Annotated in this window: 15 protein-coding genes and 1 tRNA gene; 4 read left to right on the forward strand and 12 right to left on the reverse strand. The window is 60.8% G+C overall.

Annotated elements, in window-relative coordinates; translation table 11 throughout:
• Positions 1-381: 381 nt before the first annotated feature.
• The 5 genes from FH08_RS0112470 to FH08_RS0112490 form a co-directional block, all read right to left on the reverse strand.
• A tRNA-Ile gene (locus FH08_RS0112470) sits at positions 382-458 on the reverse strand.
• Positions 459-656: 198 nt separating this feature from the next.
• Complete coding sequence (rpoD, locus tag FH08_RS0112475; protein ID WP_419177999.1) at positions 657-2,900, reverse strand: RNA polymerase sigma factor RpoD; 2,244 nt, start codon at positions 2,898-2,900, stop codon at positions 657-659.
• 520 nt (positions 2,901-3,420) lie between these two features.
• The gene (gene dnaG, locus FH08_RS0112480) at positions 3,421-5,301 is read right to left on the reverse strand and encodes a DNA primase (RefSeq protein WP_031358641.1); all 1,881 of its coding nucleotides are present in this window, start codon (positions 5,299-5,301) and stop codon (positions 3,421-3,423) included.
• A 76-nt stretch (positions 5,302-5,377) separates the two neighbouring features.
• Complete coding sequence (locus FH08_RS0112485) at positions 5,378-5,824, reverse strand: GatB/YqeY domain-containing protein (protein WP_031358642.1); 447 nt, start codon at positions 5,822-5,824, stop codon at positions 5,378-5,380.
• 391 nt (positions 5,825-6,215) lie between these two features.
• A complete protein-coding gene (locus FH08_RS0112490; protein WP_031358643.1) occupies positions 6,216-7,427 on the reverse strand; it encodes an NAD(P)/FAD-dependent oxidoreductase in 1,212 nt (403 codons plus the stop codon).
• Between the two features lie 180 nt (positions 7,428-7,607).
• On the opposite strand from FH08_RS0112490, the gene tsaD reads away from it, so the two are divergent.
• On the forward strand, positions 7,608-8,636 hold the full coding sequence (gene tsaD, locus FH08_RS0112495; protein ID WP_031358644.1) for a tRNA (adenosine(37)-N6)-threonylcarbamoyltransferase complex transferase subunit TsaD: 1,029 nt from the start codon (positions 7,608-7,610) through the stop codon (positions 8,634-8,636).
• A 15-nt stretch (positions 8,637-8,651) separates the two neighbouring features.
• Here the strand turns inward: tsaD and folE2 are convergent, their stop codons facing one another.
• The 4 genes from folE2 to FH08_RS0112515 form a co-directional block, all read right to left on the reverse strand.
• The gene (gene folE2 / locus FH08_RS0112500; RefSeq protein WP_031358645.1) at positions 8,652-9,470 is read right to left on the reverse strand and encodes a GTP cyclohydrolase FolE2; all 819 of its coding nucleotides are present in this window, start codon (positions 9,468-9,470) and stop codon (positions 8,652-8,654) included.
• A gap of 108 nt (positions 9,471-9,578) precedes the next feature.
• On the reverse strand, positions 9,579-11,495 hold the full coding sequence (gene dxs, locus FH08_RS0112505; RefSeq protein WP_031358646.1) for a 1-deoxy-D-xylulose-5-phosphate synthase: 1,917 nt from the start codon (positions 11,493-11,495) through the stop codon (positions 9,579-9,581).
• Between the two features lie 125 nt (positions 11,496-11,620).
• On the reverse strand, positions 11,621-12,505 hold the full coding sequence (locus FH08_RS0112510) for a polyprenyl synthetase family protein (RefSeq protein WP_031358647.1): 885 nt from the start codon (positions 12,503-12,505) through the stop codon (positions 11,621-11,623).
• Positions 12,502-12,825 (reverse strand): exodeoxyribonuclease VII small subunit, encoded by a 324-nt coding sequence (locus FH08_RS0112515; protein ID WP_031358648.1) that lies wholly within the window; start codon positions 12,823-12,825, stop codon positions 12,502-12,504. The genes FH08_RS0112510 and FH08_RS0112515 overlap by 4 nt, the downstream gene beginning before the upstream one ends.
• A gap of 296 nt (positions 12,826-13,121) precedes the next feature.
• Between FH08_RS0112515 and FH08_RS0112520 the strand changes: the two genes are divergently transcribed.
• Positions 13,122-14,228 carry an aromatic ring-hydroxylating oxygenase subunit alpha gene (locus FH08_RS0112520; RefSeq protein WP_031358649.1) on the forward strand — a complete coding sequence of 369 codons (1,107 nt, stop codon included), beginning with the start codon at positions 13,122-13,124 and terminating at the stop codon, positions 14,226-14,228.
• Positions 14,229-14,309: 81 nt separating this feature from the next.
• Here the strand turns inward: FH08_RS0112520 and FH08_RS0112525 are convergent, their stop codons facing one another.
• Positions 14,310-14,645 (reverse strand): hypothetical protein, encoded by a 336-nt coding sequence (locus FH08_RS0112525; protein WP_152602808.1) that lies wholly within the window; start codon positions 14,643-14,645, stop codon positions 14,310-14,312.
• Between the two features lie 368 nt (positions 14,646-15,013).
• Between FH08_RS0112525 and FH08_RS0112530 the strand changes: the two genes are divergently transcribed.
• On the forward strand, positions 15,014-15,883 hold the full coding sequence (locus FH08_RS0112530; protein ID WP_031358651.1) for a sulfurtransferase: 870 nt from the start codon (positions 15,014-15,016) through the stop codon (positions 15,881-15,883).
• A 252-nt stretch (positions 15,884-16,135) separates the two neighbouring features.
• On the opposite strand, the gene FH08_RS0112535 is transcribed toward FH08_RS0112530, so the two are convergent.
• Positions 16,136-17,011 carry a dienelactone hydrolase family protein gene (locus FH08_RS0112535; protein WP_031358652.1) on the reverse strand — a complete coding sequence of 292 codons (876 nt, stop codon included), beginning with the start codon at positions 17,009-17,011 and terminating at the stop codon, positions 16,136-16,138.
• Between FH08_RS0112535 and FH08_RS52525 the strand changes: the two genes are divergently transcribed.
• Complete coding sequence (locus FH08_RS52525) at positions 17,010-17,168, forward strand: hypothetical protein (RefSeq protein ID WP_160172462.1); 159 nt, start codon at positions 17,010-17,012, stop codon at positions 17,166-17,168. The two genes, FH08_RS0112535 and FH08_RS52525, sit on opposite strands and share 2 nt — an antisense overlap.
• Positions 17,169-17,211: 43 nt before the next feature.
• Here the strand turns inward: FH08_RS52525 and FH08_RS0112545 are convergent, their stop codons facing one another.
• A complete protein-coding gene (locus FH08_RS0112545; protein ID WP_031358653.1) occupies positions 17,212-18,570 on the reverse strand; it encodes an NAD(P)/FAD-dependent oxidoreductase in 1,359 nt (452 codons plus the stop codon).
• Between the last annotated feature and the right edge of the window lie 39 nt (positions 18,571-18,609).

An 18,609-nucleotide genomic window follows, 5' to 3' on the forward strand; every position in this document is an offset into this window, starting at 1 on the left:
GGTAGTTTGAGCGGGAAAATGTTTTGAGACCCCGAGTGCAAGACGCATGTGCGACAACGCTATACCGAGGTCCAACTCTGCTACCTGGTAGCCACCGCATCATGAGACGACCCAACTACCGCCTACCGGAGCCAATGCTTTCAGGGGCGCCATCTATCTGTTACAGGAATTCAGGGACAAGCTGACGCAGGACCGACGTATCGACTGCTTTCTGCGGGCGCAAAAAAACCGACACGATGGTCGGTTCCTTTGGCCTGTTGTTTTGGGTTTCCTGAGCAAGACCCTTTAAGCTACCACCGTTCTGCGATAAAGCATGAAGTGTCCGCCCGGACACCTTTTGCTTAACGGCACACTGAGCGCGGGCTTCCTGAAACAGCAGTGTGGTGGGCCGGGTGGGATTCGAACCCACTATCGGTCGATTATGAGTCGACAGCTTATACCAATTAAGCTTCCGGCCCTTTTGCAGGAAAACGCCCTGCCGCGAGTAACCAAGCCAGTGGAAGTCGTCGAGCGACGCTTCCCGCACGCAACGAATTCGGCATCGAATTCTATTCGGCTGCACTCACGAAGGTCTGCGAGTTTGCCTTGAAACGCTCTATAAAACAAGCGCGGCGGACCCATTCGGCCCGCCGCGCTTTGACATCACCATCCCGACATCAATTCCCTTCCAGGAACGACTTCAGCTTGTCCGAGCGGCTCGGGTGACGAAGCTTACGCAGCGCCTTCGCCTCGATCTGGCGAATCCGCTCGCGCGTCACGTCGAACTGCTTGCCCACTTCCTCGAGCGTGTGGTCCGTGCTCATCTCAATACCGAAGCGCATGCGCAACACCTTCGCCTCGCGCGGCGTCAGTGAATCGAGCACGTCCTTCACCACGTCGCGCATGCTGGCGTGCAGTGCGGCATCGGCCGGGGCCACCGTGTTCGTATCTTCGATAAAGTCGCCAAGATGCGAATCGTCGTCATCACCGATCGGCGTTTCCATGGAGATCGGCTCTTTCGCGATCTTCATGATCTTGCGGATCTTGTCTTCCGGCATTTCCATCTTTTCAGCGAGCGTTGCCGGATCCGGCTCAAGACCGGTTTCCTGCAGGATCTGCCTCGAAATACGGTTCATCTTGTTGATCGTTTCGATCATGTGAACCGGAATCCGGATAGTGCGCGCCTGGTCGGCGATCGAACGTGTGATGGCCTGACGAATCCACCACGTGGCGTACGTCGAGAACTTATAACCACGACGATATTCGAACTTGTCCACCGCCTTCATCAAACCGATGTTGCCTTCCTGGATCAGATCCAGGAATTGCAGACCGCGGTTCGTGTACTTCTTCGCAATCGAAATCACGAGACGTAAGTTCGCTTCCGTCATTTCGCGCTTCGCTTGCCGCGCCTTCAGTTCACCGGCCGCCATCTGGCGGTTGGTTTCCTTCAGGTCCTTCAACGGCAACACAACACGCGCCTGCAAGTCGAGCAGACGTTGCTGCTGTTCGCGAATCGCCGGAACGTTACGGGCCAGGATCACGCTATAGCCGTGGTTCTCGGCAACAACCTTCTCCGACCACTCGAGATCCGTTTCGCTACCCGGAAAGCGCGCGATAAATTCGGCACGCGGCATGCCGCATTTATCGACGACGGTATGCAAGATCTGACGTTCCACTTGACGCACTTCGTCCACTTGCGCGCGCAACGTGTCGCACAGGCGCTCGACGGTTCGCGCAGTGAAGCGAATGGTCATGAGCTCGCTCTGAATGGCTTCCTGCGCCTTCAGATAAGCCTTCGACTTATAACCTTCCTTCTCGTAAGCGCGACGCATCTTGTCGAACCACTCGCTGATCAGCGAGAACTTCTCGAGCGACGCACGCTTGAGCGCTTCCAGCTGCGCTGCGTTGGCGTTGGCCTGAGCGGTGGTTTCGTCGACTTCTTCCTCGTCCTCGCTGCTTTCCTCGGTTTCCTCTTCGTCCTCGCTTTCGATAGCTTCCGCTTCCTGCTCGGAGAAACCATCGGCGTCGGCCGCGTTCGGGTCGATCAGGCCGTCGACCAGCTCGTCCACGCGCGTTTCTTCGTTCTGCACGCGCTCGGCCATGGCCAGAATGTCAGCGATAGTCGTCGGGCAAGCAGAAATGGCCATGACCATGTGCTTGAGGCCGTCTTCAATCCGCTTCGCGATCTCGATTTCGCCTTCGCGCGTCAGCAGTTCGACCGTGCCCATTTCGCGCATGTACATGCGGACCGGATCAGTCGTGCGGCCGAATTCTGAGTCGACAGTAGAAAGCGCAACTTCAGCTTCCTCTTCGACTTCATCGTCCGAGGACGCCGCCGGGGCGTTGTCGTTGAGCAGCAGCGTTTCCGCGTCGGGCGCTTGCTCGTAGACCGCCACGCCCATGTCGTTGAACGTGCTGATGATCCCTTCGATAGCTTCCGTTTCCGTGAAGTTATCGGGCAGATGGTCGTTGATTTCCGCGTAGGTCAGGAAGCCGCGTTCCTTGCCGAGCTTGATCAGCGCGCGCAGCTTCGCACGCCGCTCCTCGAGCTCTTCAACCGTGCCGGGCGCGCTCGAGGCGAACGCGTCCTTCAACAGCGCTTTTTCCTTCGCACGCCGGTCGCGCGCCTTGACCTTTTCGACCTTGGCCGGAGGCGCGGCTACAGCATCCGCAGCAGGAGCCGTACCGGGAGCCGCGGCCGGGTCGGCCTGCACGTTTTGCGCGTTTTGCGTTGCGTCGTCATCGACGGGTACTTCGTTCAGCTTTTTCGTCATGGAGTTCGCCGTACCGGCATTAGTCTCGACTCGCGGCTGCTGGACGACAGCCGATGGAACCGTGGATACAGAATATGCGCGCGCTGCCTTGTCCTGCGTCCCCTTGGCAGTGCGTCGCCCCGAGTCCTGCGCCGGCCCCCGCTTCACGACGCGCACGCGAGCCAGCTTCGACCCCTGCTTCGTGTTGCGTTTCCGGCCCGCATTGGCAGCCGCTTCCGTTGCACTCGCTTGCTTGCCGGCCGAATTTCCGGCCTTGCCACTCCTGCCAGTCTCGCCCGACACCAGGCCAACCTGATCCTTCGACTGACCCGGCTTCTTCCTGCCCACCGGCCTCGCGGCTTTCGCCGTTCCGGCCGACCCTTTGGACCCTGTATTTGGGCCCCGCTTTGAGCCCTCTACTCAGTACCGACCCAACCGAGTTTTTATTCTTTGCACCCGCTGGCAGAGAGGGAATGGCGATCGCCCTGGCTTTCGACACTCCGGGGGAAGGAACTGACCGGTTATGGGCCACTGCCCGTTTCGACTCGATCGAGCCGCGTACCGTCGTTCTCTTCCCGCTAGCAGTCTTAACCATGCCTGCCCCATCTCAATCCTCACCTCAAACGCAAATGAGCACAAAAGTCAAAAAAACAACTTGCTGAAAACCTTTAATTGTAGCATGCGCGTCTTAAATGTCCCGACTCACCCCACGCGACGCCTTAATTTGAGCAGCTTTAACCGATAAATCCGAAAATTCGGCAATTTCTTCCGCAGTCAAGCTCGATTGCTGCGCCAGTTGATCCAGCCGATTCCTATAGCTGTCGTGACGCAACTTGACAACCGTCGCATGCAACTCTTCCGCGAGCAGCTTTTTCTGTTCCTGCACGCGTTCGTTGGCGCTTTCGTCATCCGGATCACGCATCAACAGATCCCGTACATTTTCATCATAGGCGAGAATTTCCTGGAAGATATCCTCGTAGGTCGGAGCGTTTGCAGCGTTGCGCAACAGATCCGACAACATCTGGAACTCCGCCGTTTCACCTAGTTCCCGCGCGTGCCCGATCACCTCGCTGAACAACTCGCCGTGCTCGGTCATGGTGACCAGCGTCTGCTCGCTCTCGTGATCGAGCGTGGCGTAGATGCCCGGGTACATCACCAGGTTGCGCAGCGCGCGCTGCTCATGGCCCTTTACGCGACGACGCTCGCTCTTCGGCAGCGCAGCGCGGGCGACGGCCGCCGCGCGCGAATCGATGTCACACAATGCCGCGATTTCGCCGAAAGGTGTATTCAGCCGATCGGCCAGCATGTGCAGGATCTGCACGCGCAACGCGTTCGCCGGTAATGCCTGAAGCAGCGGCTTTGCATCGAAAAGCGCCTTGGCGCGGCCTTCCGGCTGGTCGAGTTCCTTGTCGTTCAGGACCTCGTTCAGCAGGAACTGCGACAGCGGCATCGCACGATCGACCTGCTCGCCGAAACCATCGGTGCCGAATTCCCGAACGTAGCTGTCCGGGTCGTGTTCCTTCGGCAAGAACAGGAAACGGATCGTGCGGTTGTCGGCGGCGTGCGGCAAGCAGGCGTCCAGTGCACGGCGCGCGGCGCGGCGGCCGGCCGAATCGCCGTCGAAACTGAAAACGACGGTATCTGTCTGACGAAACAACTTCTGGACGTGGATTGCCGTGCAAGCCGTGCCAAGCGTCGCAACGGCGTTCGCAAAACCCAGTTGCGCCAGCGCGACGACGTCCATGTACCCTTCGACGACCAGCGCGTACCCGAGTTCGCGAATGGCCAGCCGCGCTTCGAAAAGGCCGTATAACTCGCTGCCTTTGCTGAACAACGGCGTTTCGGGCGAATTCAGGTACTTCGGTTCGCCGCCGTCGAGCACGCGTCCGCCAAAGCCGATCACGTTGCCCTTCACATTGCGGATGGGGAACATGACGCGTTCGCGGAAGCGGTCGTATCGGCGAGACTGGCCCTGGTTGTCGCTTTTCTCGCTGACGATCACCAGACCCGCTTCCACCAGATTGTCGTTCTTGTAATCCGGGAATGCCGTTTCCAGGCTCTGCCAGCCGTCGGGCGCGTAGCCGAGTCCGAAGCGCAACGCGATCTCGCCCGTCAGGCCACGCTTTTTCAAATATTCGATAGCGTTGGGCGCGCCCCGCAATTGCTTGCGATAGAACTCGCAAGCAGTCTGCATGACTTCGGTCAACGCGACGCTGACCGCTTTGCTCGGCGCGGGTGCGTAACCTTCGCCACCCGATCCGCCGACGCGCATCGACTGTTCCTGCGGCACGGTCAAGCCGCAAGACTGGGCGAGGTCCTTGACGGCTTCCGGGAATGTGAGCCCGGTGTGCTCCATGAGAAAGCTGATCGCCGTGCCGTGCGCGCCGCAGCCGAAGCAGTGATAGAACTGCTTCGTCGGGCTGACCGTGAACGACGGGCTCTTCTCGTTATGGAATGGGCACAGGCCCATGAAGTTCGCGCCGCCCTTCTTCAACTGGACGAACTTGCCCACCACGTCGACGATATCGACGCGGTTCAGCAAGTCCTGAAGAAACGAATGCGGAATCACTTAGTGAGTTTTCTGGGTCAGACTTTCTTAAGCACTTGAAGCCAAGCTCGTTTCTCTTAACTTCTCTTGAACAAGCTTATTTGGCGAGCGCCGCTTTGACCAGGCCCGACACCGCCGTCATATCTGCACGCCCCGCCAGCTTCGGTTTCAGCACGCCCATCACCTTGCCCATGTCCTGCGGTCCGGCTGCACCGGTTGCCGCCACAGCAGCCTGGATCTCGGCGTTGATGTCGTCATCGGACAGTTGCTCGGGCATGTAGGCCGCCAGGACGCCCAGCTCGGCTTGCTCCTTCGCCACGAGGTCGTCGCGTCCGGCCGTCTGGAACTGGCTGATCGAGTCCTTGCGTTGCTTGATCATTTTGTCGATGACGGCCGTGATGGCTGCATCGTCCAGCGTCACGCGCTCGTCGACTTCGCGCTGCTTGATTGCCGAGAGCAGCAGCCGGATGGTGCCGAGGCGCTCGGTTTCGCGGGCGCGCATCGCAGTTTTCATGTCGTCGGTGATCTGATCTTTGAGGCTCATTGCTTAAGAACTCTGCTGGTGCTGTGTTAATAGATTGCAGACATGAGAATGCAGACGTCAGCCGTTCATGGCGCTAAAGCAAAAACCCGCTTGGGACGTTTCCTCAAGCGGGATCATGAACGGGGTGATTCGGGTACCTTTGAAGCTGGCCGGAGCGACGCCGAGGCACGGTCCCGAGACAGGTCGAGTGGCCACTCGCAGCAGGGATCGTCTTCTATCTTCATGGATCACCCCCGGTTTTCACTCATTATGTGCTCGCGCCCGCTCGTGCCGATTGCCGCTACGACAAAGCAGTATAGCAGGTCGAAACCATGATTTCCCAGGGGTTAGCAGCGCTACGCGGATACCGGTCCTTACGGGTGAAAGCCATGCTGGTCATGCCTTTGCGGCTCTACGCCCGAACCAACTCAGCCGCCGCTTCGCCCGCCGCCACGCCCGACGCCCATGCCCACTGGAAGTTGTAGCCGCCGAGCCAGCCAGTGACATCGACCGCCTCGCCGATGAAATATAAACCCGCGACACGCGAACTCATCATCGTGGTCGATGAAAGCTCGCGCGTGTCCACTCCGCCGCGCGTGACCTCGGCCTTCCGATACCCTTCCGTGCCGTTCGGCGTGAGCGTCCAGCGCGACAGTGATTCGCCGATCTGTCGCAGCGTTTTGTCGGGGAGATCGGCGAGACGGGCGTCGGTGGGCACGCGCTGCACGTCGAGCCAGGTTTGAGCGAGCCGTGCCGGCACGCGCTCGGCGAGAAACGTGCCGACTTGTTTGCGCGTTTCCCGCTTGGCCGCGATCAGTTCGCTGGTGGCATCGACGCCGGGCAACAAGTCGATGCAAATCGGCTCCGAGGGATTCCAGTAGCTCGAAATCTGCAGCACGCCCGGCCCCGATAACCCGCGATGCGTGAGCAGCAGGTCCTCGCTGAATTCTCCTCGGCCGCGGCCTGCACCCGCACTGAGTTCCACGGGCACTGACAAGCCGGATAACGCCGCGAACGGTTCCCAGTCGGCAGGAGCGAAGGTCAACGGCACCAGGGCGGGACGGGTATCGATGAGCTTGTGGCCGAACTGCTTCGCCAGCCGATACGCAAAATCCGTCGCACCGATTTTCGGGATCGACAAGCCGCCGGTTGCTACGACGAGTGCCGCGCTCGAGATCGTGCCGGCGTTGCTGTCGAGTGAAAACCGGGTGCCGTCGTGGCGGATCGTTTCGACGGTCACGGGCCGGCGCCAGGTCACGCCGCCCGCATCGCATTCGCTTTTCAGGAGCTGGATGATGGATTCGCTGGAGTCATCGCAGAAAAGCTGGCCTTTGTGTTTCTCATGCCAATCCACGCGATAACGCTTGAGCAGTGCGAGGAAGTCCTGCGGCGTATAGCGAGCAAGCGCAGAGCGACAAAAATGCGGATTCGCCGAGAGGAAGTTGGCCGGCCCGGCATTGATATTCGTGAAGTTGCAGCGGCCGCCGCCCGAGATCCGGATTTTTTCCGCGAGCCGTTCGGCATGGTCGATCAGGACCACCCGGCGGCCGTTTTGCGCGGCTACCGCGGCGCACATCATGCCCGCCGCGCCCGCGCCGATCACTGCGATATCGTAGGTTTCCATGGCGCGCATTGTAACGGGTGGTGCGCCTGGGTTCGAGGCGCGGTTGGGCTGCGGACGACGGTGCGAGGGCCGTGACTCGCATTGGCCTGCCGTGACCGTCCATGAGCAAACGTCTTTGGACGAACGAACCGACACCTGGCCACTGCTATACTCATTTGTTACTCCAAATACCCCCATCCCATGCTTGTTCTAGGCATCGAAAGTTCCTGCGACGAAACCGGCGTTGCGCTCTACGACACCGAGCGAGGCCTGCTTTCGCACGCGCTGCATTCGCAAATCGCCATGCATCGGGAATATGGCGGTGTCGTGCCGGAACTGGCCTCCCGCGATCACATCCGCCGGGCACTGCCTCTTCTCGAGCAAGTCATGGCAGAAGCCGGCACGGTGCCAACGGATATCGACGCTATCGCGTTCACGCAAGGCCCTGGTCTCGCCGGGGCGCTTCTGGTTGGCGCGAGCATCGCCAATTCACTCGCCATGGCGTGGGACTTGCCGACTGTCGGGATTCATCATCTGGAAGGGCATTTGCTGTCGCCGCTGCTGGTGAGCGAGCCGCCGCCGTTTCCGTTCGTCGCGTTATTGGTGTCGGGCGGCCATACGCAATTGATGCGCGTGACCGATGTCGGCGAGTATGAAACGCTCGGCGAGACGCTGGACGACGCCGCCGGCGAAGCCTTCGATAAAACCGCAAAACTGCTCGGCCTCGGTTATCCGGGTGGCCCGGAAGTCTCGCGGCTCGCCGAATTCGGTACCTCCGGCGCAGTAAAACTGCCGCGCCCGATGCTGCATTCCGGCGACCTGGATTTCAGTTTCAGCGGGTTGAAAACCGCGGTACTCACGCACAGCCGCAAGCTTGGCGCGAACGTCTGCGAGCAATCGAAAGCGGATCTGGCGCGGGGTTTTGTCGATGCAGCCGTCGATGTGCTGACCACGAAGTCAATCGCTGCGTTAAAGCAGACAGGCCTGAACCGGCTGGTCGTGGCGGGTGGCGTGGGCGCGAACCGGCAATTGCGCGAGGCGCTGTCCGCGGCCGCGAAAAAGCGTCGCTTCGAAGTGCATTACCCGGACTTATCGCTGTGTACCGATAACGGCGCCATGATCGCTCTCGCCGGAGCATTGCGCCTCGCGCGCTGGCCCGATCAGGCCGTGCGCGACTATGCGTTCACGGTGAAACCGCGCTGGGATTTGACATCGCTGGCAGCTGCGTAAGTGGCTGCTGCATGTTCAGGCAACTGCGGCTGAAACCCGCTTGTCACGTTCGATCACGGCATACGCGCTGTGATTGTGTATCGACTCGAAGTTCTCGGCTTCCAGCACATAGGCCACAATTCGTTCGTCGGCATTTAGTCGCGTGGCGACATCGCGAACCAGGTCTTCAACGAATTTCGGGTTCTCGTAAGCACGCTCGGTCACGAACTTCTCGTCGGGCCGCTTCAGCAAACCCCACAACTCGCACGACGCCTCTTCCTCAGCAATCCGGATCAAATCCTCGATCGCGACATCACCCTCCAACTCCGCCGCGATAGTCACATGCGAGCGCTGGTTATGCGCGCCGTATTGCGAAATCTGCTTCGAGCACGGGCACAGGCTGGTCACCGGCACGAGCACTTTCAGCGAGATGCGAGTCTCGCCATTACGCACTTCACCGGTTAGCGTGACCTCGTAATCCATCAAACTTTGCACGCCAGACACTGGCGCCGTCTTCATGATGAAGTACGGAAACGACACTTCGATACGCCCCGAATGCGCCTCAAGCTTCGCCAGCATCGACGCAAGCATGGTCCGGAATGCGGCCTGGTCGAGCGGCGCGCGATGTTCGTCGAGTAAAGCGACGAAGCGCGACATGTGCGTGCCTTTTTGATCGGCGGGAAGATGAACGTCGAGATTCCAGACGCCCACGCCCGGCTGCAATTCGCCGTTCGAAGTCCGGATGGTCAGCGGATATCGAACTGCTTTTACGCCCACGCGCTGAATTGGAATCTGTCGGACGTCGAGCGAACTCTGGACATCGGGCATCGCAAAGGCGGGATTCATCTGATTCATTCTTTTTCCTTGTCCATGGGGTCAATCGCGTCGCGCGAACCTTGAGCGCCCACGGATAAAACCAAAAAGGGCGTCCCCGACGCCCTTTTTCACCACACGTTCTTCGCGTCAGGCGACGCGTTTCGTCAGCTTGCCCGCATCGGCTTCGACGGCGTTGCTCAGAAAGCGCTCGCGTATCGACTTGGCAATGCCTGCGCCATCCAGCCCGCACGATGCCAGCAGCTTGACCGGATCGCCGTGATCGATGAATACATCGGGCAAGCCCAGTTGCAGTACGGGCTTGATGACCGAGTTCGCCAACAGGCTTTCCACGCATGCCGAGCCCGCGCCGCCCATGATCGCGCCTTCTTCCACGGTCACGAGCGCGTCGTGCGTGGCGGCAAGTTCACGCAGCAATTCGGCATCGATCGGCTTCACGAAGCGCATGTTCGCGACGGTGGCGTCCAGTTCCTCGGCAGCCGCCAGCGAAGGCGCGACCATGGTCCCGAATGCAAGGATCGCGATACGCTTGCCCGAACCCACTTTCTGCGACGACTCGCGACGGATTTCGCCCTTGCCAAGCGGAATTGCAGTCATCTTCTTGACGATTTTCACGCCCGTGCCGGCGCCACGCGGATAACGCACAGCGGACGGATTGGGCTGCTGCAAGCCGGTGTACAGCATCTGACGGCATTCGTCTTCGTCTGAAGCCGCCATCACCGTCATGTTCGGAATGCAGCGCAGGAACGCGAGATCGTAGTTGCCCGCGTGCGTCGCGCCGTCCGCGCCCACCAGACCGGCACGATCGATAGCGAATACCACCGGCAGGTTCTGCAACGCAACGTCATGGATCAACTGGTCGTAGGCGCGCTGCAAGAACGTGGAATAGATTGCGACCACCGGGCGCATGCCGTCGGCGGCGAGACCGCCCGCGAACGTCACTGCGTGTTGTTCTGCAATACCCACATCGAAATAACGATCCGGGAAACGCTTCTCGAACTCCACCATGCCCGAGCCTTCGCGCATGGCCGGCGTAATGCCGACGACCCGCGAATCCTGCTCGGCGGCGTCGCACAGCCATTCGCCGAATACTTGCGTGTAAGTCTTCTTCGATGGTGCCGTCGACGGCTTGATTCCTTCTGCCGGATTGAACTTGCCGGGACCGTGATAGAGGACCGGATCGGCTTCAGCGAGCTTGTAGCCCTGCCCCTTCTTCGTCACGACGTGCAGGAACTGCGGGCCGCGCAATTCCTTGATGTTTTGCAGCGTGGGAATCAGCGATTCCAGATCATGCCCATCGATCGGACCGATATAGTTAAAGCCGAATTCCTCGAACAACGTGGCCGGAACAATCATGCCCTTCGCGTGTTCCTCGAGCTTGCGCGCGAGGTCCAGCATGGGCGGTGCGACACGCAGCACGCGTTCCACACCGGCACGCGCTGCCGCGTAGAAACGCCCCGACATCAGGCGCGCCAGATGGCGATTCAGCGCGCCGACCGGCGGCGAGATCGACATGTCGTTGTCGTTCAGGATCACGAGCAGCGGCACATCGTCAGCCACACCTGCATTGTTCATGGCCTCGAACGCCATGCCGGCAGTCATCGCGCCATCGCCGATCACGGCGATCGAATAACGGTTGTCGCCCTGCAGTTTGCTGGCCATCGCCATGCCGAGCGCCGCCGAAATGGACGTGCTGGAATGCGCGGTGCCGAAGGTGTCGTATTTCGATTCGCTACGGCGCGGGAAGCCGGAAATGCCGCCGGCCTGGCGCAGCGTCTTCATCTGATCGCGACGGCCGGTCAGGATCTTGTGCGGATAAGTCTGATGACCCACGTCCCAGACAATGCGGTCGTGCGGGGTATCGAAGACGTAATGGAGCGCGATCGTCAGTTCGACCGTTCCGAGATTCGACGACAAATGCCCGCCCGTCTGCGACACGCTGTCGAGCACGTAGGCACGCAGCTCTTCGGCCAGCGGTTTTAGTTCGTGGCGGTCCAGGGCGCGCAAGGCGGCCGGATCGTCGATGGTTTTCAGCAAGTCGTACATCGTCGTCCCATTTAGGAAAACTGGCGGAAGCCGTTCGGTTGTTACCCGGCGCTGCTCGAGGCAGCATGCGTAAGGTGCATAAATTGCATAGGCACGCCCGCCGGTCCCGCGTTTTATCGTATGTTTCAGTGCACCCGGTTTACAACCAGGTCAGCCAATTCCCCGAGCCGACCGGCACGCGGGCCGAAAGGCGCGAGCGCGGCGTGCGCATCGCGGCCCAGTTGTGCCGCCAGTTCGCGCGATGCATCGAGTCCGATGATCGACACGTAGGTCGGCTTGTCATCTTTCGCGTCCTTGCCTGCCGTTTTGCCCAGCGTAGCCGAGTCGGCCGTGACGTCGAGAATGTCGTCCACCACCTGGAACGCAAGTCCGATTGCGGCGGCGTAAGCGTCCAGCGCGTTCATGGCAGCTGCATCCGGGGCTTCGCCACAGAGTGCACCCATTCGCACGGCCGCGCGCAGCAATGCACCGGTTTTCTTGCGATGCATGGTTTCAAGTTCCGGTCGCGACAGCTTGCGACCCACGCTTTCCAGATCGATTGCCTGACCGCCCGCCATGCCGACCGAACCGCTTGCGAGCGCCAGTTCGCGCGTGAGCGACGCCTGTTGCGCCGCGCTCAGGCCGTTGTCCGCCGTCAGCGCAACGAAAGCCTGCGATTGCAAAGCGTCACCCACCAATAATGCCGTGGCTTCGTCATATTGCACGTGTACCGTTGGTTTTCCGCGACGCAAGGCGTCGTCGTCCATGGCCGGCATGTCGTCATGCACCAGCGAATACACATGAATCATCTCGAGCGCCGCGCTCGCCGCTTCCAGTTGCTGCGAACCGGCGCCGGTCAGCTCGCCGGCTGCGTGGCACAACAGCGGGCGAACCCGTTTGCCGCCGCCGAGCACCGCGTAGCGCATGGCTTCATGCAGTTTGGCGGGCGCGACGTCCGTTCCCGGCAAATAATGCTCCAGCGCCGTTTCCACGCGGTCAAGACTCGCGCGCATCCATTGATCGAAAGTCATAAGTCGTCCCCGTTATCTGCCGTTGTGCCGGCGCCCTGAGTGGCGCGCTGGACCTCGGCGGGCAGCGGTTTTAGTGTGTCGCCGTCGAGCACGCGAACTTGCTGCTCGACCTTCTCTAGTTGTTGTTGGCAAAAGCCGACGAGCGCGGCGCCGCGCCGATAAGCCGCCAGCGATTCTTCAAGGCTCAGCGCGCCGCCCTCCATGCGCGCCACGAGCCCCTCCAGTTCGGCCAGCGCCGTTTCGTAATTGTCCGGGAGCGGCGCGTTTTCCGCGCTAGCCGAGCCTTCAGCCGAGCCTTCCTGCGTTGCGGTCTTCGCCATGAATCGTGGGTGTAATGTCGGATTTTGGGAAACAAGTCCGACATTCTACGGCAAAAGCGGCTTTTCCGACCTTCAGCGTGCTCTCACCCATGCCTGTGGCCCGTCTCAGGCCATTACTGCCTATCTCTGAAAAGGGGAGAAAGGGCGTTGGCTCGCGGAACTCCTCACCGGGAATTGACCCAAATCAAGGCCTCAAGCGCCCCTTTGAAAGGGTTTTCGGTATAATCGCGGGCTCCCTAAATCGAATTTTCGATGGTTGGGTTGTTCACTGCTTTCACGTCTTCACGGGAGTGGGAATGTCCAATCTGAGCAATGCATTGCAACTGAACGCTATTCACAGTCAGTTGCCAGTCACGGCTTACTTTGACGAAGCGCTTCTCAAGCGCGAAATCGACACGCTGTTCAAACGCGGTCCCCGCTATATCGGGCATGAACTCATGGTGCCCGAGGCGGGAAGTTATTTTGCTTTGCCCGGCGAAGGCGAAGGGCGTGTGCTCGTCCGTAACAAGCAAGACGAAATCGAGTTGCTCTCGAACGTGTGCCGCCACCGCCAAGCCATCATGCTCAACGGCCGTGGCACGGCGGAGAACATCGTGTGTCCGCTGCATCGGTGGACCTACGACCTCGACGGCCAGTTGCTGGGCGCGCCCCATTTCGCCGATAACCCCTGCCTCAACCTTGGCAAATCCCAGTTGCAGAACTGGCAAGGGCTGTTGTTCGAGTCCAGCGGTCGCGACGTTGCAGCCGATCTGGCCCGGCTGGGTCCGTCGAAACATTTCGACTTTTCGGGCTTCATGTTCGATCACGTCGAAGTGCACGAGTGCAATTACAACTGGAAGAGCTTTATCGAGGTGTACCTCGAGGATTACCACGTCGCGCCGTTCCATCCTGGTCTGGGGAGCTTTGTTTCCTGCGATGACTTAACCTGGGAGTTCGGCGACTGGTATAGCGTTCAGACAGTTGGCGTGCACAAGAACCTGGAAAAGCCGGGTAGCCCGACGTACCGCAAGTGGCACGACGAAGTGCTGCGCTTCCGTAACGGTAAACCGCCCGAATTCGGTGCTATATGGATGGTTTATTACCCGGGCATCATGATCGAGTGGTATCCGCATGTGCTCGTGGTGTCGTGGCTGATTCCGCAGGGTCCGCAGAAGACGACGAATATCGTCGAGTTCTATTATCCAGAGGAAATCGCGCTGTTCGAGCGTGAATTCATCGAGGCGGAACGGGCGGCGTATATGGAAACGGCGCGCGAGGACGACGAGATCGCCGAGCGCATGGACGCCGGAAGGCGCGCGCTGATGAATCGCGGCGAGTCGCAGGTCGGACCGTATCAAAGCCCGATGGAGTCAGGGATGCAGCACTTCCACGAGTTCTTGCGGCGGCAGTTGGGTGAGATTTGAGGGGGTATCCCTCTGTCGCCAACTCAGGCTACGAAGAAAATGCCCATCGTTCCGATGGGCATTTTTTTTGGTTGCGCGCTCTTAGATCAACGCGGTCTGCAAGGGCGCGCGGTGCTCGTGGACCTTGAGGATGCGGAATTCGGTGCGTAGCGTACCGTTGGAGACGGTCTGGATGTGTTGAAGGTCAACTACCAGCACGTCGCCTTTGCCAAAGCGCTCGCCCGCGTTCACTTTCGCGAGGAAATCAACGTCGTCCATGGCGGTGAAGAATGCTGACTGGCCATCGTGCACGCGCCATTTGTACTGGTCTCTGAACGTCACCGACTCGATCAGCAGCATTTTTCTCGAGGTGAAATCGGAGACCACATCCTCCGTTATAACGGGCGGGGCGGGAACACCGGGTGATTTTGTCGCCATTCGCAATCCTTGAAGTATTTGGCTGGTTGCGTAACGTGGAGCAGCACGCTCGAGCCGGAGCAAGCCCGGTCTCGAACGAATTACGCGTATGGATTGCCCGCGCAGGCACAGCTGCGCGGTAATCGATACTGGCGACGACGAGCGGGTCTCGATACGCGAAACGTCCTAATTCAGGGGCGATTTTTCGTATTACCCCAGCGCGCGGCGAGCGGACTAAAGCCCAAGCGCAAGATCTTCCGCCCATCCCGCGACGACAAACATCAACGATGTGCTCAATCCTTTGTAGTTTTTGTTTAGACTTGAAACTTAACTACCGCAACGCGCCGTCCATCGGCCCACCAAGCCGCGCGTTTGCCCCGGGAGCTGTCATGCCGCACACGCACCACACCACGCTTATTTCCGCGACCAATCTCGTCGATCTTCTCGCCGCCGCGCCCGGCACCGTGCTCATCGTCGATTGCCGTTTCGACCTGGCCGCGCCCGAGGCAGGCCAAGCCGCTTACGCAGCGGGGCATATTCCTGGCGCGCATTATCTGCATCTCGCCCGCGATTTGTCGGGCGCAAAGACAGGCAAGAACGGCCGCCATCCGTTGCCGGAACGCGCGGTGCTGGTCGCCACGCTCAAGCGGCTGGGCCTGAAGGAAGGCCAGCAAGTCGTCACCTACGACGCCCAGGGCGGCATGTACGCAGCCCGCCTGTGGTGGCTGTTGCGCTGGCTCGGTCACGATTCCGTCGCCCTGCTCGACGGCGGCCTCAACGCATGGCAAGCGGCCGGACAGCCTCTGGATACAGCTACCTCGTCCGAATCCGAAGGCACGTTCAAGGCCGGCGCGCCGCTGGCCGTCACGTTCGACGTCGACGCCGTCGTGCGCAACCTGACTACGCACGACCACGTGCTGGTCGATGCCCGCTCGGCGGACCGGTATCGCGGGGAAAACGAGACGCTCGATCCGGTCGGCGGCCACATTCCGGGCGCACTGAATCGCTTTTTCAAGGACAACCTGACCGCCGACGGCCGCTTCAAAACCGCGCACGAATTGCGCGAGACATTTAGCGGGCTGCTTGGGGCGACATCGCCGGATCGGGTGGTGCTGCAATGCGGTTCGGGCGTGACCGCCTGCCACAACGCACTGGCGATGGAGATCGCCGGTCTGCATGGCGCGGCGCTTTACGGGGGATCGTGGAGTGAATGGTGCGCGGACGCCTCGCGGCCGGTGGCTACAGGCGCGGCTGCCTGATAATTTTGCTGTGCTGGGGTCAAAGAGAGCGCGGCGGCACGGGTGCGAGACCAACTCTCCGCCCATTGAAAGACCGTGAGGTTGTAGCTCTGCTGGAAGTGGAGAAGGCGCACAGCGTGACTGGGCGCCTTTCCTCGCCGCTCCTAGCGAAGCCACGCGCCGCGCAGGGGCAAAACGGCGGCGCGGCCATACTGCACATCCGGAGTTTGGGACAGACAGCATCACAGCCGCAGCATCACCGCCCTTGCGCGCTCACTTCACGCCGTGCTCCCTGAACCACGCCAACGCGCGCTTCCAGCCATCTTCCGCATCGGCTTTCCGGTAACTCGGCCGGTAATCCGCGAAAAACGCGTGCGGCGCGTCATCGTAGACCACGATTTGCGAGCCCCGCGCGACCGCCGGCCCCGTTGCTATCGCCTGCTTCATCTGTTCGAGCGAGTCCTGCGGAATGCTTGGATCCAGCTTGCCGAACAGGCCAAGCACCGGTGCTTTCAAGTTTGACGCGAGATCGAGCGGATTCGCCGGATTGTTCGGCGTCTTGGCCCCCACTACCCGCCCATACCAGACCACCGCCGCTTTCAGGTGGGGATTACGCTCGGCGTAAAGCCACGTGATCCGCCCGCCCCAGCAAAACCCCGTGATCCCGAGCCGATGCAAATCGCCGCCATGTTCGCCCGCCCAGGCGACAGTCGAGTCGATATCGGAGAGCACCTGATCGTCAGGTACCTTGGAGACGAGTTGCTCGTTCAACTGCTGCATCGACGTGAATTTCGACGCGTCACCTTCGCGTTCATAAAGATCGGGCGCGACGGCCAGATAACCGAGTTTGGCGAAGCGTCGGCAGACATCGGCAATATGCTCGTGCACGCCGAAAATCTCGTGAATCACGATGATCACCGGCAGGTTCGTCTTGCCTTTCGGCTGCGCCCGATACGCGGGAATAAGCGTGCCGTCGGCGGCCTTGAAGCCAACCGGGCCGGCTTCAAGGCCCTCGCTATCGGTGATGATGGTTTGCGCGGACACCGGCATCACGCAAGCGGCAAAACCGCTGCCGACCGCTGCCTTGATGAACGTGCGCCGGTTGAACGGGACGTGCGGGACGAGGCTGTCGATATCAGGCGTAAGCATGCAAAGCTCCAGCGGCATGAGCCGCGAAGGACCACTGGTCGATCACTGGCACGAGGTGCTGGCGAACCAGGCGTCCGGTACGGGTAAGCCGCGCTACCAGCCCGCAAAGCCGAAAGCACGGCAACGACTTCAGATAACCACGCAATTGCCACTTTGATACGCTCACTGCGAGTCGAAGCGGCAGCCCATTCTAAACAGGTCTAATGAAGCTTGACCCGCGGCGCGGTGGAGCGCCGCAGCCAGTGGGCGACCGTATCCAGCGCCATGCGCGCCCAGCCATGCAGCGCCGCAATATGCATGCGGTAAAGCGACTGATACATGAAGCGCGCAAACAGCCCTTCGATCAGCATGTTGCCGCCGATCAACCCACCCATCAGGCTGCCGACCGCGCTGAAGTGCCCGAGCGACACCAGCGATCCAAAGTCGCGATACGTGTAGTCGGGCAGCGGCTTGTCCTCCAGCCGGCGTTCAAGCGACTTCAGCAGGAAACTCGCCTGCTGATGCGCGGCTTGCGCACGCGGTGGTACGTTGCGCCCTTCTTTCTCACCGCCGGGCCACGGACACGCGGCGCAATCGCCGAGAGCGAAAATGTTGTCATCGGTTTCGGTTTGCAGCGTGCGGCGTACGATCAACTGGCCGAGCCGGTTGGTCGCCAGGCCATCGAGTTGCGCGAGCACGGCCGGCGCGCGAATGCCGGCCGCCCAGACGGTCAGGTCCGCTGCAATAGTCTTGCCGCTCGCCGTGCGGATGGACCCGCGCGACACTTCGGCCACGGTCTCGCTGGTCATCAGCGCGACGCCGAGCTTGTCCAGCAATTCGGCAGTCGCGGTGGACACGCGCTCGGGCAACGCGGGAAGAATGCGCGGCCCGGCTTCGATCAGCACAATGCCGATATCGTGTTTCGGATCGAGTTTGTGCAGCCCGTAAGCGTGCAGCACCTGCGCCGTGTTGCGCAGTTCCGCCGATAACTCCACGCCCGTCGCCCCGCCGCCGACAATCGCCACCTGGATCCGCGGCTGCCTTGCGCCCACAGCGGCCGCGCTCGCCATGGCCGCCTCCGGCGTCCGATACTCCGCGCGAATGCACGCTGCGATCAGCCGTTTGCGGAACAACTCGGCTTGATCGACGGTATCGAGTGCGAGTGAATTTTCCTGCGCGCCCTGAACGCCGAAAAAGGCCGTCGTGCTGCCAATCGCCACGACGAGCGTGTCGTATTCCAGATCGCGCTGCGGCATCAGCTCGCCGGCTTCATCGTCGAGAAGGGGCCCAAGCGTCACCCGTTTCGCCGTCCGGTCGATGCCAAGCAAATCGCCCTGCTGGAACTCGAAACCGTGCCAGCGCGCCTGCGCCGCATACGGCAATTCCTGCGAGAACGGGTCCATGCTGCCGGCCGCGACTTCATGCAGCAGCGGCTTCCAGATATGCGTGGAATTGCGGTCGATCAGCGTGACTTGCGCACGCGCTTCGTGTTTGCCATTCGCGTTGCCGAACTTGTCACCAAGACGCGTGGCCAGTTCAAGCCCGCCCGCTCCGCCGCCGACGATGATGAAACGATGCATTCAGACTCCCCTATGACATCATTCGAAACTAGCTGGATG

Source organism: Caballeronia sordidicola (assembly GCF_000729995.1).
Taxonomy (GTDB): Bacteria; Pseudomonadota; Gammaproteobacteria; order Burkholderiales; family Burkholderiaceae; genus Caballeronia; species Caballeronia sordidicola_A.

What these genes read in the sequence shown, in the direction of transcription:
- FH08_RS0112535 (WP_031358652.1), bottom strand. Translation starts at nt 17,011, where the DNA reads ATGCTTACGCCTGATATCGACAGCCTCGTCCCGCACGTCCCGTTCAAC.
- FH08_RS0112545 (WP_031358653.1), bottom strand. Translation starts at nt 18,570, where the DNA reads ATGCATCGTTTCATCATCGTCGGCGGCGGAGCGGGCGGGCTTGAACTG.
- FH08_RS0112485 (WP_031358642.1), bottom strand. Translation starts at nt 5,824, where the DNA reads ATGAGCCTCAAAGATCAGATCACCGACGACATGAAAACTGCGATGCGC.
- FH08_RS0112490 (WP_031358643.1), bottom strand. Translation starts at nt 7,427, where the DNA reads ATGGAAACCTACGATATCGCAGTGATCGGCGCGGGCGCGGCGGGCATG.
- dxs (WP_031358646.1), bottom strand. Translation starts at nt 11,495, where the DNA reads ATGTACGACTTGCTGAAAACCATCGACGATCCGGCCGCCTTGCGCGCC.
- FH08_RS0112525 (WP_152602808.1), bottom strand. Translation starts at nt 14,645, where the DNA reads ATGGCGACAAAATCACCCGGTGTTCCCGCCCCGCCCGTTATAACGGAG.
- FH08_RS0112515 (WP_031358648.1), bottom strand. Translation starts at nt 12,825, where the DNA reads ATGGCGAAGACCGCAACGCAGGAAGGCTCGGCTGAAGGCTCGGCTAGC.
- FH08_RS52525 (WP_160172462.1), top strand. Translation starts at nt 17,010, where the DNA reads ATGCAAAGCTCCAGCGGCATGAGCCGCGAAGGACCACTGGTCGATCAC.
- folE2 (WP_031358645.1), bottom strand. Translation starts at nt 9,470, where the DNA reads ATGAATCAGATGAATCCCGCCTTTGCGATGCCCGATGTCCAGAGTTCG.
- FH08_RS0112520 (WP_031358649.1), top strand. Translation starts at nt 13,122, where the DNA reads ATGTCCAATCTGAGCAATGCATTGCAACTGAACGCTATTCACAGTCAG.
- tsaD (WP_031358644.1), top strand. Translation starts at nt 7,608, where the DNA reads ATGCTTGTTCTAGGCATCGAAAGTTCCTGCGACGAAACCGGCGTTGCG.
- FH08_RS0112510 (WP_031358647.1), bottom strand. Translation starts at nt 12,505, where the DNA reads ATGACTTTCGATCAATGGATGCGCGCGAGTCTTGACCGCGTGGAAACG.
- FH08_RS0112530 (WP_031358651.1), top strand. Translation starts at nt 15,014, where the DNA reads ATGCCGCACACGCACCACACCACGCTTATTTCCGCGACCAATCTCGTC.